We start from the raw sequence: 14068 nt of genomic DNA, 5'->3' as shown, positions 1-14068 counted from the left end.
GTTGGGCTACGCGGACTGACCTCCGCATGACGTCGGCCAGACACGATCGTTTTCGGTGGACGCGAGATCGCGATCCGGCTGTGTGATCGGCAACCACTCGGGGATGACCTCAGATGAATCGCCGCGTTCAGTCCCCGACATCCCTATGCAGCTAGCGCAGAAAGAGCCCGATCAGGCGCTGTATGTCGGCGGTCGCTTGTACAGTTCGCTAGTAGGACAATCTGACAGGGGGCTCTCGGTGAAACTCACGCGCGTCGACGTACGGTTCTTCCGCTCGTTTAACCATGACTACGAGGCGCGGGCACGCGGCAATCGAGCGCGGCCAACGTGGGACACCCTGGAACCGTGGCTACCTTTTGTGCGCGTGCTCATCGACGAGGAGATCACCGCGGTGGTCGGTGCGAATGAGTCGGGAAAGAGCCAGCTGCTGACCGCGATCAAGGCACTCCTCACCGGCGCCCCGATTGAACGAGCAGACTTCTGCCGCTACAGCGAGCTGTACTCCGTGAAGTCAGGGGAACTGCGGCTTCCCGAGTTCGGCGGCGAGTTCACGATTGAGCCCGGCGATGACCTCGCTCTCGCATCAGTTCCAGCGCTATCTGGGGCCAAGAGCTTCGAGCTTTACAGACTCGGCTTGGAGGCCCCGTTCATCGTGGTCAACGGTGAACGAGCGTCGCTCACCTCTGAGTCACTCCATGCACTGGAGAGGGCGCTTCCCTCGTTGTATGAACTCGAAACTGGCCTCGCGATTCCCGACAGCGTTTCGATCGCCGAGTTGGCCGGAGAAACGAGAACACCTCTTCACGACCGCCGCAAGCGGGCAAACCTCCTGGCAAGTGTTTCGACGATGGTCGCGAGTGCCGACTACACAACGCTCGCGCCGCAGCTCTCAGTTCTGCTTCAATCGAGCGTGGATCCAGACGCCGCCGCGGCGGAGATCCGTCGGCAGGCCGAGTTCGGGCTTGCTCGGCGACTCCTAGTAGAGGCCGCCGGAATCGATACTGCGGCCTTCGTCGGTCTTCGTAACGCGATTGGGGAAGGCCGTGAAGGCGAAGTCGAAGCGATCATCGGTGCGATGAACTCTGCCATCAAAGAAAACCTCAACATCCAGAGGTGGTGGACTCAAGACCGAGACTTCGACCTCCTAGTGGAAGCGCGCGAGCATGAGCTCGCGTTCACAGTCCAGGACCGAACCGGGGCGAAATACTCGTTTGCCGAACGCAGTCAGGGCCTGCGTTACTTCCTCAGCTATTTCGTTCAGTTGACAGCTCATCGCATTAGGCAGGCCGGGGAGCCGGATCTCCTGCTCCTCGACGAACCAGACGCCTTTCTCTCCAGCACCGGCCAACAGGATCTCCTGAGGGTCTTGCACGACTATGCCTTCCCGGAGTCGGGGGGACCGGGAAGTCAGGTCGTTTACGTTACTCACTCGCCGTTCCTGATCGACAAGAATGCCCCGCATCGTATCCGCGTCCTCGACAAGGGCATCGAAGCTGAAGGCACCCGAGTCGTCCACGACGCCGCGAACAATCGATACGAACCGCTCAGATCATCGCTGGGAACATACGTCGCAGAAACCGCATTCATCGGCGGCCAGAACCTGTTCGTGGAGGGTCAAGCGGACCAAGTTCTGCTCGCCGGGTTGTCTAACAGCATGATTGCCCCTGCCGACCAGGAAGCCAAGGGCTTGGACCTGAACAAGGTGACGATCGTTGCCTGCGGAGGGGCAGACTCGATCCCCTACATGGTCTATCTCGCCCGGGGCCGGGACACAGTGAAACCGCCCTGCGTCGCGTTGCTCGACGGGGATCCCGCAGGCAAACAGGCCGAAACCGTGCTTCGGCGCGGTGAGGCGAGGAAGAAACGGATACTCGCGGACGAGTACATCGTCAGGCTCGACCTTTGGGCATCTGAGTCGGGACTTGACTTCGGCCCCATCAAGGTTGTGGAGATTGAGGATCTGCTCCCGGTGTCAATTGTTCATCGAGCGGCGATCAACTACCTCTCTCGCTTCTCTGCGCTCACCACAGAGGCCGTTGCTCAGTTCACGGTGGAAGCAATCACCGCGGCTTCGGCTAGCAGGGGAGGACGCCTCTGGGACTCTCTCCATGAGACCTACAAACTTGCATTTGAGGGCGAGCACCTTGAAAAGGTCGGCCTTGCGCGGGAGGTCGTCGCGCTGATCACCGGAGATCCGCAAGTCGAAGGCGCTGATGAGTTGCGTGTCAGGTTCGGCTCGCTCCTTCGATACCTCGGCGAAGTCTTAAACATGGCGACTGCGGTGGAAGCCCAGTCGCGGGGCAACGACCGGCTTGAGCGCATCGTTCACGCCTTTGAGAAGGACTTCCCCAATGGAATCAAGAAGCACGACGCCAGACGGATCTTGCTAGAGGTGCGAGCTACATTGTCCGGAGCGGACTTTCCCGACGAGCTTCACGGTCGAGTGGAAAGACTACAGCGAGAGTTCCAGCTCAGCGATCCCGCTGAACCGCGTGTGCCCAGGTTCGGTGAGTTCCGCCAGCAGCTCCTTGAACTTCGCCTCAACGACCGACTCCAGTATCAAGACGACGCTGCGCTGGACCCGGCTTCGGAGGTCTTGGGCGCGCTCAGCAATGAGGAAAAGGTAGAGCCCAAGAAGGAAGCGAAATCGGCCAAGTCGTCTCAAGAGCACGCGATGCGGTCGTGATCCCGCCGTCGCTCAGATCCGCCGAACTTCTGACAACTCTCGTGAGACAAATCGCCCCGCGAGCCTGATTGAACCGTCGCGGAATTCCGGTTCACTGCCGTCTCACTTCATGACAACTCTCGTGAGATCGGACACTCCGTTGCTGATCCGCAGCTCCTGCTGATTCACCACCCGGTGCTGAGGACTGACTGAACAAGGATTGCGAATCCGATCTGTGCGCCCAGCAGCCACCGCAGCGTCGTCGGTCCAAACAGGGCGATGCCGATAGTAACCCAGGGTGCGAACGGCAGCCAGATGCGTTCGACCTCTGCGCGGCTCATGTTCGAGAGATCGGCGAGAATCACCATCGCCCAGCCGGCGGCCGCGAGCAGCAGCAGCACCGCGCGGGGGTTCCACCCCAGGAGGCTGCGGGACCGCACAGTCGCGACCGCTCCCGCACCGACGGCCGCGATCGACGCGCCGATCGCCGGTCCGGCACTCACCCCGAACGCCGCGAGATTCCCCCACAACCAGTACCCGGGCGGGCGCCGCGAGGCCACGCCGTCCCAATAGCGCTCCTGCAGCACCGGGAACGCCTCCCACCAGGCAAAGCCGTTCACCGCGAACAGGCCCACCACGAAGAGTGCCGTGGCACCGGCGATCGGCAATGGCACCCAGGAGCGTCCTGCCACAAGGATCGCAACCGCGAGGACGCCCAGCAGAGGGAGCCCGTAGGAGAGCATCACGCAGTAGCCGAGCAAAAGACCCGCGAACCCGGACCAGGCGATCCGGGCGATACCGTGCGCTCGCGTCGCGAGCGCCAGCGCGCAGATGCCCCAGGCGGCAACGGACATGAATAGGCCGTCGCCCGATACGGCCACCCAGATGGCCGAGGGCGTGAACACGAGGAAGGGCGCGGCCCGGCGTGCGAGCCCCTCGGCGGAAAGCGCGCGGAGGGTGATCATGGCCGCCACCGCGGTGGTCGCCCCCAGAAGCAGCACGACCGTGCCCGCGGCGAGAGCGCTTCCCAGACCGACGCGGACGAGGACGACGAAGAAGAGCAAGGCACCCGGTGGGTGGCCGGCGATGTGCACGGGCCAGTTGTCGGGGTGGTCGTAGGGGATCCGTTCGACGTATTCACGCAGCGTCATGCCGAAGTCATCCACCTCGCGCGCGGTGCCGAGGTATTCATAGCGGTGATCGAGGATGGTGCCGATCCCGTCGAGACCATCGACCGTGGCGAGCGCGAAGAGCCACAGCGCCGATGCCGCGAGCGAGATCATCAGCAGTCGCCCCCATCGCGCCGCGGTCGCGAGTCTCGGACCCCAGAGGACGCCGGCGAGACCGAGCAGCACTGCGAGTGGCGTCCCGGGTCCGATGCGCGGCATCCATTCGGCGTGGAGCGGCGGGAACGACTTCACGTGCACGTTCCACCCCGTCAACACGGGGATGGCAATCGCAGCGGCGATGAGCACGAGCATCGCCGCCATTCCCCAAGCCGCCAATCGCGGACCCGGTGGCGACAGCGTCGTGCGGCTCATCCTTCGACCTGTGGGCGCAGCGGCTCGAGCGCGAACTCGCGCACGCCCTCGTCGAACGCCACCTGCGCGTGCCAGCCCAGTTCCTCGCGGATGCGGACGGCGGATGCGGTGATGTGCCGCACGTCTCCCATCCGGAACTCGCCCGTGCGCGGGGGTATCGTGCTGCCGAAGGCGGTGGCGAGGCCGTCGGCGAACTCGCCGATCGTGTGCGGCTCTCCGGTCGCGACATTGAACGCTCGCGCGGCCTCCGGCGGAGCTGTAGCGGTCCAGCCCAGTGCCGCGATGTTCGCCCGCGCGATGTCGTGAACGTGGATGAAGTCGCGCCGCTGCCGGCCGTCCTCGAAGACTCGAGGCGCGTCTCCGCGCTCGAGAGCGGACCGGAACAACGACGCGACGCCCGCGTACGGCGTGCCATGAGGCATCCGAGGTCCGTAGACGTTGTGGTAGCGCAGCATCGCAGCACGCCCGCCGCCGTGCACCCAGGCGCGTGCGAGCAACTCCTGCTCGAGTTTGGTCGCCGCGTAGACGTTGCGTGGATCGCAGGGCTGATCCTCGGGGATGGTGATCGCGCGAAGAGGTTCGCCGGTGCGCTCCGAGATCGGGTCGAATCGACCCGCCTCCAGATCCTCCCGGCTGCGTGGCGGAGGCTGCACCCGGCGATCGCCGTCGAGGTAGAGCCCCTCGCCGTACACGACCATCGATGACGCCAGCACTAGCCTCGCGACGCCTGCCTCAGCCATTGCGGCGAGCAGCGTGGCAGTGCCGAGGGAGTTCGAAGAGACATAGTCCGGCGCATCCCGGATGCCGAGCCCGAGCCCGACCTTCGCCGCCTGGTGACTCACCGCATCGACGCCGCGCAGCGCCTGACGGACGGCGGAGTCGTCGCGCACGTCGCCGAGGACGAATTCCGCCTCTGGGTGGACGGGATTGGTTCGCCCGTGCACGTCGGCACGCAGCGAATCCAGCACGCGCACCCGCCAGCCCGCGGCGAGCGCTTCCTCGACCACGGCCGCGCCGATGAATCCGGCTCCGCCCGTGACCAGGAGCGTCCCGCTCATCCGCGCCGCCTCAGCAGCACGTCTACCACAGCGGTGTCGAGCCGGTCAGCGGGCGCGTATCCCACGGGGACCGCGGTGATGATGGCTGCAACGGCGGCGTTGAGTCGCGGTTGCGCCGCCGCCATCACCGCGAACACGCGCTCGGCCGTCACGGAGGTGTCCACTTCCGCTGCACCGCGCTGGGTGTCGGTGTCGGTGACGATCGCGAGATTGACGTGCGCGAAACCGACCTCGGCGGCGAGCGCGGCCTCTGGCAGCTGCGTCATGTTGACCAGGTCGGCACCCATCGCGCGATGCCAGTCGGCCTCCGCCGCTGTCGAGAACCGTGGGCCTTGGATCACGACGCTGGTTCCCGCCGCATGCACCCGCTCGCCCAGGTCCTGCAGCGCGCGCAGCGCGATCCCGCGCAGCGGCGCGTCATAGGGCTCGGCGAACGGCAGATGCTGCACGCCCCCGACTCCGGACCCGTCGAAGTAGGTGTCGACTCGACCGTGGGTGCGGTCGATGAGCTGATCAGTGAGCACGAAATCCCCCGGAAGCAGCGGATGCCCCAGACCGCCGACCGCGTTGGTGGACAGCAGCACGCGCGCGCCGAGGCGTCGCAGCGCCCAGAGCAGGGCGCGCGGATCGACCAGGTGCGGCGGGATCCTGTGCCCCGAGCCGTGACGCGGAGCGAACCCCACCCGACGTCCACTCACAGAGCCCGTTACGATCTCCGGGGTCGCACCCCAGGGCGAGGGCTGCGGTGGAAGCACCACTCGTTCGTCGACCTCGATCGTCTGGAACCCCGACCCGCCAATCACGGCGAACTCGATCTCTGCTCCGGCAGTGCTGCGTAGTGGATCCGTCATGGACCCAGATTGCGGGAGGCGTCGGCAGCGCAATCGCCGATTTCCTTACACTGCGGTGACATCTCGCCGGGAGCGCGACACCGTCACCGCTCTGTAATCTCATCCGCACCGCCGGGGACCCGCTCATTCCCATACTGAACCCATGGGTGAAGACGGCACAGCGACGACTTCCGTCACCGAGCGACTCTCGACGGTGCTGGGCGAACGATTCGAACGGGTGCGGCGAACGCTCGGTTCCCCACTCCGCACGACGCGCACGGCGGTCGTCGTCGGCCGCCTGCTCGGCGCGGCCTTCGTCATCTGCTTCCTGACCGGTGTTTACAGCCACCTCCTGCAGGACCCGCTGCCCTGGCTTCCGCTCGCCGTCGGACCCGAGCATCTGTATGGGTGGACGCAGGGAACCCACGTCGTCGTGGGGTCGCTCCTGGTGCCCCTCTTGCTCGCGAAGCTCTGGGTGGTGTTCCCGAAGCTCTTCACATGGCCCGCGATCCGTAGCCTGCCGCATCTGCTCGAGCGGGTGAGCCTGGCCGTGCTCGTCGCGACCGCACTGATGGTGCCGATCACGGGCATCCTCAACACTCTGCAGTGGTACCCCTGGGTCTTTTCGTTCCGCCGCACCCACTTCGCGCTCTCTTGGGTGCTCATCGGCGCGCTCGCGGTACACATCGCGGTGCACCTGCCCCTGATTGCGCGGCAGTGGCGTGCAGATGCCGAGGAGAAGACCTCGGCCGAGGACGGGCGCGACATCTCGCGACGCGGCTTTCTCTGGGGAGTCGGCGGTGCCTCGGCCCTCTTCGGCGTCGCGGCCGCCGCGCACACCGCGACTCCGATCGGTCCATTCAGTCTCAAGGAGCCGCGATCGCGCATCGGCAGCCCCCAGGACCTGCCGGTGAATCGCTCGGCCCGCCAAGCCGATGTAACCCCGGCGTCCGTGGACGCGACATGGCTGTTGACCCTCGGCACCGGTGCCACCGCGCTCGCTCTGTCGCGCACCGATCTGGAGGCTCTGCCGCAGCACAGCGAAGTCCTTCCGATGTCGTGCGTCGAGGGGTGGACGGTCGACGCGACCTGGACCGGGGTGCGACTCCGCGATCTCCTCGCCCTCGTCAGCGCTCCGAAGGACGCGACGGTCCGGTTCCGCAGCCTGCAGCGCCGCGGCGCGTTCGGCGCGACGACGATGCCGGCGGCCTACGCGCAGGACCCTCGGACCCTCGTGGCCCTGCGCCTCAACGGCGAAGAGCTCGACCTCGATCACGGCTACCCTGCGCGCGTCATCGCCCCCGGAAGACCTGGGGCGCTCCAGACCAAGTGGCTGACATCCATCCAGGTGGCCTGATGCGCGGCATCCGCATCGCTCTCGTCGTCGGCGGCGTTCTCCTTCTCGGTTGGGGGGCCTGGCTGATGCTCTCCCGCCAGGACGTCGCACAGCTGCTCAGCGCAGCCCTTTGGCTGGGCGCGGTCGTCGTGGTGCACGACGGGCTCCTCGCGGCCGCGAGCGCGGCGCGGCATCACCTGCGTCGATCAGTCCCGACGTCCGAGACGCACGAACGCCCGTCCTGACGCCGTCCACTCCTCGACGATCTCGAGCGCCGTGCCCTGAACGCGTTTCCGCACGGCCGCGGCGCCGATGTCGTACCAGGGGAACGGGGAACTCGAGCGCCCGTCATCGTCGACGACGGTGGCCTCGTAGCCCCGATCGGCGTCGGGATCGGGATCGACCTCGGCGCAGATGCTGCCCCAGGGTGAGATGATCTGCGCACACCGAGCGAGCAGAGCGATCGGCTCCCCGCCGATGCCGATGTTGCCGTCGAGCAGCAGGAGCGTCTCCCATGCCCCCTCCTGCGGAAGCGGTTCGAACACCGACAGCTGCAGAGCAGGGAGCCCGCGTTCCCTGGCATGCTCGACAGCCGTGCGCGACACGTCCACGCCGAGGCCGAGCAGACCGGCACGGATCGCGGCGTGTAGCAGGCGTCCCGGACCGCAGCCCACGTCCAGGACCGGTCCACGGATCCTTTCGACCACGGATTCGTCCGCCGCATCCGCCGCGGCGAGGAACCGCGCGATCTCGATGCGTCTCCCTCCGTCCGCGGCCTGCTCGATCAGCCGGAGCGTGCCGCCGCCGTTGCGGAGCGCGACGTCGTAGGGCGCATCGCCGCCGGCGCCGAAGTGCGCGGTGACCGGACTGCTCATGAAGCGGCTCCTTTACCGAGAAGCACGCCGAGTTCGGGCAGCAGCCGCGCGAGGCGTCCGGCCGGAGGAAGCAGAGCGGCTACGTCGCGAAGGGAAGCGATGTCGTCGATGTCGGTGAGCGGTGCCGCATCCGCGATCGCCAGACCCGCGGTCTCGAGGCGCTCGCGTTGCCGACGCCCGGTCTCGGACGACGACATCGGCACACCCCTCACCAGGTCGCCGCGCCGCTGTCCGCCGAGCGTCTCAGGCCCCAGCTCATCGAGCCCGAGCAGCCAGAAGCCTCCGTCCGTGGCAGGTCCGAACCAGGCATCCGCGCCCTCCGGCCACTCGTCCGCGAACGATCGGAGCAGCCTCGGATTCACCTGCGGCGTGTCCATGCCGATGAGCAGCACTCGCCCTCGGCACTCGTCCAGCGCCGCGCCGATGCGCTCATCCAATCCGCCCTCGACCTGTGGGATCGTGCGCACCCCTACAGGCACGGCCACGGCGCCCTGCGCGCACACGATCACCGGCAATCCGGTCGCCTGGACGGCATCCAGCGTGTCCGCGAGGCTCGCCGCCGCGACCCGCGCAGCATCTTCGAGTGACAGAGGCGGATGCAGGCGCGTCTTCACGCGCCCGGGGATGCACTCCTTCGCCATCACCACGATCGTGGTGGGTGCCGCGCTCACGCGAGCCTCCGCAGCATCCGGCGCATGTCGAGGACGGCCGTGATCGTGCCGCGTACCGTGCCCGTGACCTTGGACCGCCCGAGGCGGGGGTGGTAGTCCACATCGACTTCCTCGATCCGCAGCCCGCCCCGCCATGCGCGCAGCAGCAGCTCGAGCGGATATCCGCTGCGCCTGTCCTCCATGCCGAGGGCGAGGAGCTGCTCACGTCGGCCCGCCCGGAATGGTCCGAGATCCTGCAGTCGGAGTCCGGTGCGCCGCCGCACCATCGCGAGGAGCGCGGTGTTCGCGAACCGTGCATGCAGCGGCCAGGCCGTGGCGCTCACAACTCGGCGCCTGCCGAACACGAGATCGCTCTCGCCGCGGAGGACGGGGCCCGCAACTCGATCGAGCTGGGTCAGATCGAAGGAGCCGTCCGCGTCGCAGAAGGCGACCACCGGTGCGGTCGCGGCACACAGGCCCGCGTGCACGGCCGCCCCGTACCCGCGACGCGACGCTTCGACGACCAGGGCTCCGGCCGCGCGTGCGATGTCGGCGGAGCCGTCGGTCGAGCCGTTGTCCACAACGATCGCCCGCGCGCCCGCCGGCAGCGACCGGAGCACACTGGGCAGTGCTGCCGCCTCGTTCAGACATGGCAGGACGACGTCGGTGCGGATGGTCATACCCCGAAGCTAAGGAAGCGGAGGCCGCCGCACCCCCGCGAACTCCTTACGAACCGAGGAAGGATGTCCTGGCGGCACGTTTTTCCGCGCAGCGGCGAAACCCCGAACCTACGATGGGAGCATGTCGCAGGCATCGGTGGATCCCCGCGAGCTCACGGACCGTCGTGTGCTCGTGATCGAGGACGACGCCACTGTGAGCGAGATCCTGGACACCTATCTGCGCGCGGCTGGCTACCTCGTGGACTGCGTCGGCGACAGCTTCTCCGGCCTCGCCGCGTTGACCGAAACCTCCCCGGACCTCGTCGTGCTCGACAGGATGCTCCCCGGCATCGACGGTGCAGAGGTGTGTCGACGTATCCGTGCCGAGTCCACGGTGCCGATCATCATGCTGACGGCGCTCGGCTCTGAGGACGACCGCATCGACGGCCTGGAGGCAGGGGCGGACGACTACGTGGTCAAGCCCTTCTCGCCGAGAGAGCTCGTACTCCGGGTCAACTCGGTGCTGCGACGGAGTCTGCCGGAGTTCGCGCGTGAAGCGCCCTTCGATCTCGGACCGTTCCACCTCGATGCGTCCGCGCGCACCGTCACCAAGGCCGGGCTGCCGCTCGATCTGTCCGTGCGCGAGTTCGATCTGTTCGCCTTCTTCCTCAAGCATCCGCGACAGACGTTCGACCGATCGACCCTGCTCCGCAGCGTGTGGGGCTGGGAGATCGGAGACCTGTCGACGGTCACGGTGACGACGCGAAGGCTCCGGGAGAAGATCGAAGCCGACCCCGGCAACCCCGTGGTACTGGTGACCGTGTGGGGCGTCGGCTACCGCCTCGAACTCGGAGGCGCCTGATGCCCTTCGCCGACATCGCCGCGATCGCGGGGATCGCTCTGTCCTGTGCCCTCGTGGTGGGCGTGCTCGGCGTGATCGTACTGTGGCTGGTGCGACGGCGATCGCTCATGCTGCAGTTGTGCGTCGTGATCGGCAGCGTGGTGCTGTCGTTCGGCGCCGGTGTCCTCGCCGTCGCCGAGGCGATGTACATCTCCCCTCACGATCTCCTGGTCGTCGTCGTGGTGACCGTGATCTCGTCCGTCGTCGCCCTGGCCGTCGCGGTCCTGCTGGCTACGCAGCTCATCCGAGGCACGCGCTCGCTCCAGCGACTGACGCACTCGGTCGGTGACGGCGAGAGACTCGGCTCTACCGGTGCCCTCGCCGTGAACGCAGATTTCGCCCGGGTGGCCGACGAACTCGTCATGACGAGTGAGCGTCTAGCCGTCGCGAGAGACGAAGTGCAGATGCTCGACCGGTCGCGTCGCGAGCTCATCGCGTGGATCTCGCACGATCTGCGAAGCCCACTGGCGGGCCTGCGCGCCATGACCGAGGCTCTCGACGACGGCCTCGCCGACGACCCCGCGCGCTTCCACCGGCAGATGCGACGCCAGGTCGACCACATGACCGACCTCGTGGACAGTCTCTTCCAGCTGTCGAAGATCACCTCCGGAACGCTCGTCCTCCACCCCGAGCCGATGTCACTGCACGACCTTGTCAGCGACGCTGTCGCCGAGCTGGCGCCGATCGCTCGCGCGAAGCAGGTTTCGCTCGTCGAACTGACCAGCTCTGATCACACCGTCGTCGGCGACGCCCGCGAACTCGCTCGCGTCATGATCAACCTCCTCGCCAACGCCATCGAGCACACGCCAGCGGGAGGAACGATCCGCATCAGCACCGCCCGCGAGGAGGAGACGATGGTGCTTTCGGTCGAGGACTCCGGGTCGGGGATCCACGAGGCCGACCTCACCCGGGTCTTCGAGCCGGGATGGCGCGGCACCGACGCCCGCACGCCCGGCGTCGATATCCATGGCACCAGCGGCGCGGGTCTCGGCCTTGCGATCGCGCGCGGCATCGTCGAGGCGCACGACGGCGTAATCAGCGCCCACCACGTCGAGGTCGGCTCCCGGTTCGACATCCGCCTCCCCGCGCAGATCTGAGCCGCGATCACTGCCATCAGCGGCGGGCGCCGCGGCACTAGATCCGTACGACGATGCCGGTAGATGATCAAGGCGTCTTCGCCCGAAGTCCGGGAACCGCCCCTCTTGAGTCAACGAAGTCCTCGAAAACAATGAGGTCGTGTCGCGCTTCCTCCGAGAGGGCGCGCCAGTAGCCCGATTGATCATCCCGCCGTACGCGACGGCCGTGAATCGGTTGAACTGACAGCTCAGGCGATTGACGGGTCCAGGAAATCGCCGCGCCAAGAACGGGATGGCGAAGTCCCGCGTGGGGGTGAGGAACGGAAGCGGGAGCGAGGCGACGAACGGGATGCCGAGTCGTTCCGCGATGTGGATTCCGGCCAGCGCCTTGGGGGTGGGACACGATGATGGTCGGTTCGACCGTCTGCGCCACCGCCCACTGGTCGGTAAGGGAGAGTCGCATCGTGCCATCCGCCGGGCGACCGCCGCGGCTTCGAACGGTCCCTGTGCGTCGGCCCATCAGCGCCCGCATCGCCGCATGCATGGCATCGCCCATGGGCTCGAACCCGATGCCCCGACGTTCGAGGTCTTCGCGGTACGCCTCTGGAGCGGACAGAGTGACGTCATGGCCCTCACGCTTCCGCCGTTCGGCGAGGGCCGCGTAGGGCTCGACATCACCCCGCGTGCCGAAGGTCGAGATGAGTGCGCGCATCGACTCAGCCGATCACGTCGCGGCGGTGCAACGTCCACCCGCATGCCGCGACGAGCGCGAGACTCAGGCCCCAGAGCGCGATGGCACCGTTCGGACTGAGTCCCTCCACGAGGGGAGGCTGATGGAATGCCCAGGAGTACGGCGAGATCGCCCGTAGCCATTCCGCCTCCTCAACCTGGTTCGCGATCGCGTTGAACGCGTACCCGGCGACAGCGGTCCCCGCGCCTGCGGCGATCGCCCAAGAACGTCGACCGAAGAGCGCACCCACGAACAGCGCGGCGCTCCCCGCGAGCATCGTGAGGCCGACGAAGACGACGGTGGCGTCGACGATGCGGATCGGATCGATGTCGAGCTGGGCAGAATCGTTGAGCAAGGCGACCACAGCGCCCGCGAACACACCCAGCCAAACGAGCCGGACCAAGATCGAGGCGGCGGACTCCAGCGCGTAGCTCACCCGACCCACACCATGAGCCAGGTCGATTTCGAGACGCCCGGACTCTTCAGCTCCGGCGATGGCGCCGGCACCCCAGGAAGTGGCGGCGATGGTCAGCAGCAGGAATCCGATGAGGCCGTAGAAAGTGCCCTGCGCGTATCCGGCGCCGGTGCCGATCTGATCGTAGCCGAGCGCTCCCACCAGCTCGGGTGGCAGACTGTCGATGATCTGCTGCATCTGCCCGTTGCCTCCGATGCTGGGAAACAGCGGCAAGTACATGAACAGCACCGCCGCGACGCCGACGGTCCAGCCCAGCGTCCCGCGCCAGCTCTCACGCAGCGAACGACGGAAGATGGGAAGCGCGTCACGCATCGCGCTCACCCGTTTCCGGACGCGAGGGTTCACCGTAGAGCCTCAGCACGGATTCCTCCAGGTCGGGCTCCTCGACTGCAAGATCGATGACTCGGCATTGGGCGAGCCACTTCACCAAAGGATCGATGTCGCCGTCGACGGTGGCGCTCACCCGCACGATGTCCGTCTCGCTGCGCACGTCCAGCTCCGAGATGTGCGGCAGCGCACCGAGCTGTTCGCGGATCACGGTCGCATTCGTGGCGGCGAGACCGACGCGCACCCGCCGGATCGCACCGAGTCTGAGTGACGCCACGTCACCTTCCGCGACGATCTTCCCCTGGCTGAGGACGGCGACGACGTCTGCTGTCTGCTGGATCTCGCTGAGCACGTGCGAGCTCAGCAGCACGGTCTGGCCCCGGTCTCTCGCGTCCGTGACGAGGCGGAGGAACTCTCGCTGGACGAGCGGGTCGAGTCCGCTGGTCGGCTCGTCCAGAACGAGCAGCGGCGGTTCGTGCATGAAGGCTTGGACGATGCCGAGCTTCTGCTTGTTGCCCTTCGAGAGCGCGTGCACCGGGCGGCTCAGGTCGAGGTCGAGCCGGTCCGCGAGACGGTCGATCGTGCCGGAGGTCACTGGACTGGACACCTCGCTGTAGAAGTCAAGCAGGCGGCGTCCGGTCATCCGGCCGTCGAGCCGCAGCTCACCGGGAATGAAGCCGATGCGTCGCCGAAGTGCGGGACCGCCTCGACGGGGATCCTCACCCAGGACCCGGATGGCGCCTGCCGTAGGGCGGATGATGTCGAGGATCATGCGCAGCGTGGTGGTCTTTCCGGCCCCGTTGGGGCCGATGAGTCCGAAGACGCTGCCGGGCTCGATGCGCAGGTCGAGGGAGTCGACGGCCGTGCGTCGGCCGTACTGCTTGCGAAGACGGGTCAGTTCGATGGCAGGGGTCATTTCCCTGCTCCTTTCGGAAGAGTGGAGAG

General features: G+C 67.0%; 14 protein-coding genes. 5 read left to right on the top strand and 9 right to left on the bottom strand.

Annotation, left to right across the window (positions count from 1 at the left end):
* The first annotated feature begins 364 nt into the window (after positions 1-364).
* Positions 365-2686, top strand: coding sequence for an ATP-dependent nuclease (locus ACIOSY_RS13815; protein WP_400854209.1), 2322 nt, complete (start codon positions 365-367; stop codon positions 2684-2686).
* Between the two features lie 164 nt (positions 2687-2850).
* Here ACIOSY_RS13815 and ACIOSY_RS13810 read toward each other — a convergent pair whose 3' ends face one another.
* The 3 genes from ACIOSY_RS13810 to ACIOSY_RS13800 are packed head-to-tail and all read right to left on the bottom strand — an operon-like array spanning position 2851 to position 6115.
* Positions 2851-4206, bottom strand: coding sequence for a hypothetical protein (locus ACIOSY_RS13810; protein WP_400854207.1), 1356 nt, complete (start codon positions 4204-4206; stop codon positions 2851-2853).
* Entirely contained in the window at positions 4203-5264 is a 1062-nt protein-coding gene (locus ACIOSY_RS13805; RefSeq protein ID WP_400854205.1) for an NAD-dependent epimerase/dehydratase family protein, read from the bottom strand. The genes ACIOSY_RS13810 and ACIOSY_RS13805 overlap by 4 nt, the downstream gene beginning before the upstream one ends.
* Complete coding sequence (locus ACIOSY_RS13800; protein WP_400854203.1) at positions 5261-6115, bottom strand: MTAP family purine nucleoside phosphorylase; 855 nt, start codon at positions 6113-6115, stop codon at positions 5261-5263. Before ACIOSY_RS13800 ends, ACIOSY_RS13805 begins: the two co-directional genes overlap by 4 nt.
* Positions 6116-6257: 142 nt before the next feature.
* Here ACIOSY_RS13800 and ACIOSY_RS13795 point away from each other — a divergent pair, with 142 nt between their 5' ends.
* Positions 6258-7451: a molybdopterin-dependent oxidoreductase gene (locus tag ACIOSY_RS13795; protein WP_400854201.1), complete on the top strand. Its 1194-nt coding sequence runs from the start codon at positions 6258-6260 to the stop codon at positions 7449-7451.
* Entirely contained in the window at positions 7451-7675 is a 225-nt protein-coding gene (locus tag ACIOSY_RS13790; protein WP_400854199.1) for a hypothetical protein, read from the top strand. Before ACIOSY_RS13795 ends, ACIOSY_RS13790 begins: the two co-directional genes overlap by 1 nt.
* Here ACIOSY_RS13790 and ACIOSY_RS13785 read toward each other — a convergent pair.
* The 3 genes from ACIOSY_RS13785 to ACIOSY_RS13775 are packed head-to-tail and all read right to left on the bottom strand — an operon-like array spanning position 7637 to position 9635.
* Entirely contained in the window at positions 7637-8305 is a 669-nt protein-coding gene (locus ACIOSY_RS13785) for a class I SAM-dependent methyltransferase (RefSeq protein WP_400854197.1), read from the bottom strand. The genes ACIOSY_RS13790 and ACIOSY_RS13785 overlap by 39 nt on opposite strands.
* Complete coding sequence (locus ACIOSY_RS13780) at positions 8302-8976, bottom strand: DUF2064 domain-containing protein (protein ID WP_400854195.1); 675 nt, start codon at positions 8974-8976, stop codon at positions 8302-8304. Before ACIOSY_RS13780 ends, ACIOSY_RS13785 begins: the two co-directional genes overlap by 4 nt.
* Positions 8973-9635, bottom strand: a complete 663-nt coding sequence (locus ACIOSY_RS13775) for a glycosyltransferase family 2 protein (RefSeq protein ID WP_400854193.1) — start codon at positions 9633-9635, stop codon at positions 8973-8975. The genes ACIOSY_RS13780 and ACIOSY_RS13775 overlap by 4 nt, the downstream gene beginning before the upstream one ends.
* Positions 9636-9756: 121 nt before the next feature.
* Here ACIOSY_RS13775 and ACIOSY_RS13770 point away from each other — a divergent pair, with 121 nt between their 5' ends.
* Together ACIOSY_RS13770 and ACIOSY_RS13765 are read left to right on the top strand one after the other, a co-directional pair.
* Entirely contained in the window at positions 9757-10476 is a 720-nt protein-coding gene (locus ACIOSY_RS13770) for a response regulator transcription factor (RefSeq protein WP_400854191.1), read from the top strand.
* Positions 10476-11612, top strand: a complete 1137-nt coding sequence (locus ACIOSY_RS13765) for a sensor histidine kinase (protein WP_400854189.1) — start codon at positions 10476-10478, stop codon at positions 11610-11612. Before ACIOSY_RS13770 ends, ACIOSY_RS13765 begins: the two co-directional genes overlap by 1 nt.
* A 67-nt stretch (positions 11613-11679) precedes the next feature.
* Here the strand turns inward: ACIOSY_RS13765 and ACIOSY_RS13760 are convergent, their stop codons facing one another.
* The 3 genes from ACIOSY_RS13760 to ACIOSY_RS13750 are packed head-to-tail and all read right to left on the bottom strand — an operon-like array spanning position 11680 to position 14039.
* Positions 11680-12303, bottom strand: coding sequence for a glycosyltransferase (locus ACIOSY_RS13760; RefSeq protein WP_400854187.1), 624 nt, complete (start codon positions 12301-12303; stop codon positions 11680-11682).
* Positions 12304-12307: 4 nt separating this feature from the next.
* The gene (locus ACIOSY_RS13755; protein WP_400854185.1) at positions 12308-13108 is read right to left on the bottom strand and encodes an ABC transporter permease subunit; all 801 of its coding nucleotides are present in this window, start codon (positions 13106-13108) and stop codon (positions 12308-12310) included.
* Positions 13101-14039 carry an ABC transporter ATP-binding protein gene (locus ACIOSY_RS13750; RefSeq protein WP_400854183.1) on the bottom strand — a complete coding sequence of 313 codons (939 nt, stop codon included), beginning with the start codon at positions 14037-14039 and terminating at the stop codon, positions 13101-13103. The genes ACIOSY_RS13755 and ACIOSY_RS13750 overlap by 8 nt, the downstream gene beginning before the upstream one ends.
* Between the last annotated feature and the right edge of the window lie 29 nt (positions 14040-14068).

This window comes from Microbacterium sp. NPDC087665, assembly GCF_044743285.1.
Taxonomy (GTDB): Bacteria; Actinomycetota; Actinomycetes; order Actinomycetales; family Microbacteriaceae; genus Microbacterium.
Note: the sequence above shows the minus strand (reverse complement) of the source record. Positions and strands in the feature narration are given on the sequence as shown.

What these genes read in the sequence shown, in the direction of transcription:
- ACIOSY_RS13770 (WP_400854191.1), top strand. Translation starts at nt 9,757, where the DNA reads ATGTCGCAGGCATCGGTGGATCCCCGCGAGCTCACGGACCGTCGTGTG.
- ACIOSY_RS13790 (WP_400854199.1), top strand. Translation starts at nt 7,451, where the DNA reads ATGCGCGGCATCCGCATCGCTCTCGTCGTCGGCGGCGTTCTCCTTCTC.
- ACIOSY_RS13810 (WP_400854207.1), bottom strand. Translation starts at nt 4,206, where the DNA reads ATGAGCCGCACGACGCTGTCGCCACCGGGTCCGCGATTGGCGGCTTGG.
- ACIOSY_RS13800 (WP_400854203.1), bottom strand. Translation starts at nt 6,115, where the DNA reads ATGACGGATCCACTACGCAGCACTGCCGGAGCAGAGATCGAGTTCGCC.
- ACIOSY_RS13755 (WP_400854185.1), bottom strand. Translation starts at nt 13,108, where the DNA reads ATGCGTGACGCGCTTCCCATCTTCCGTCGTTCGCTGCGTGAGAGCTGG.
- ACIOSY_RS13760 (WP_400854187.1), bottom strand. Translation starts at nt 12,303, where the DNA reads ATGCGCGCACTCATCTCGACCTTCGGCACGCGGGGTGATGTCGAGCCC.
- ACIOSY_RS13775 (WP_400854193.1), bottom strand. Translation starts at nt 9,635, where the DNA reads ATGACCATCCGCACCGACGTCGTCCTGCCATGTCTGAACGAGGCGGCA.
- ACIOSY_RS13765 (WP_400854189.1), top strand. Translation starts at nt 10,476, where the DNA reads ATGCCCTTCGCCGACATCGCCGCGATCGCGGGGATCGCTCTGTCCTGT.
- ACIOSY_RS13785 (WP_400854197.1), bottom strand. Translation starts at nt 8,305, where the DNA reads ATGAGCAGTCCGGTCACCGCGCACTTCGGCGCCGGCGGCGATGCGCCC.
- ACIOSY_RS13805 (WP_400854205.1), bottom strand. Translation starts at nt 5,264, where the DNA reads ATGAGCGGGACGCTCCTGGTCACGGGCGGAGCCGGATTCATCGGCGCG.
- ACIOSY_RS13795 (WP_400854201.1), top strand. Translation starts at nt 6,258, where the DNA reads ATGGGTGAAGACGGCACAGCGACGACTTCCGTCACCGAGCGACTCTCG.
- ACIOSY_RS13750 (WP_400854183.1), bottom strand. Translation starts at nt 14,039, where the DNA reads ATGACCCCTGCCATCGAACTGACCCGTCTTCGCAAGCAGTACGGCCGA.